Source organism: Streptomyces bobili (genome assembly GCF_002154575.1).
Lineage (GTDB): Bacteria > Actinomycetota > Actinomycetes > Streptomycetales > Streptomycetaceae > Streptomyces > Streptomyces bobili.
This window is the reverse complement of sequence record NZ_MUBA01000490.1, coordinates 1-724: the sequence shown is the minus strand read 5'-3', so window position 1 is coordinate 724 and position 724 is coordinate 1. Positions and strand designations below refer to the sequence as shown.

General features: G+C 72.9%; 1 protein-coding gene. It reads left to right on the top strand.

Annotated elements, in window-relative coordinates:
* Nucleotides 1-216 precede the first annotated feature (216 nt).
* A partial coding sequence (locus BZL64_RS31205) for a SulP family inorganic anion transporter (protein WP_143663360.1) occupies nt 217-724 on the top strand: 508 nt, incomplete at its 3' end.

Here is a 724-nt window from a genome sequence, read left to right as displayed (position 1 = left end):
TGTCCGGTGGGGGTGTGTTGTGCGGTGGGGGCGCGCGTGGGGTGCGGCGGCGCGTGCCGGGCGAGGTCGTTCGGTTCGCGCGCTTCCACGTTCGTGTGGTGATCGGTTGTTTGTGGTGCGCGGCCGACTCGGGCTTATGACAATGGGATTCAGTTCGCCGTGCTCTCCCGGACACGGCGCCCCGCATCTCCCCTTCCGGCCGGAGGTGCCGTCGTCATGCGCCGTGCTGTCCGCAGGACCGAACCACTCGCTTCCCTGGTCGTCTTCCTCGTCGCGCTGCCCCTGTGCGTGGGCCTGGCCCTGGCCTCCGGAGTACCCGCCGAGCTGGGGTTGGTCACCGGCACGGTCGGCGCGTCGGCCGCCTCGCTGATGCGGCTGGGGCGATGGTTCCGGGTCGTGCCGGTGGCCGTCGTCCGCGGACTGCTCGCCGGGATCGGGATCGTCCTGGTCGCAGGGCAGACGTACGCCCTCGGGGACACGGCCGTACCGGCGAGCGGGCTCGGGAAGGTCACCGGGCTGGTGAGTCAGGCCGGGGCAGGGGATCCGGTGGCGTTGTCGGTGGGGGGTGCCACCCTGGTCGTGGCGCTGTTGTGGGGGCGGTGGCGGCGGGGTGCGCGGCTGGTTCCGGCACCGCTGGTCGCGGTGGTGTCGGCGGCGGCCGTGACCTGGGTGCTCGACCTGGAGGTGCGGCGGATGGAGGTGGGCGGTCCGGGGAATGCCGTAC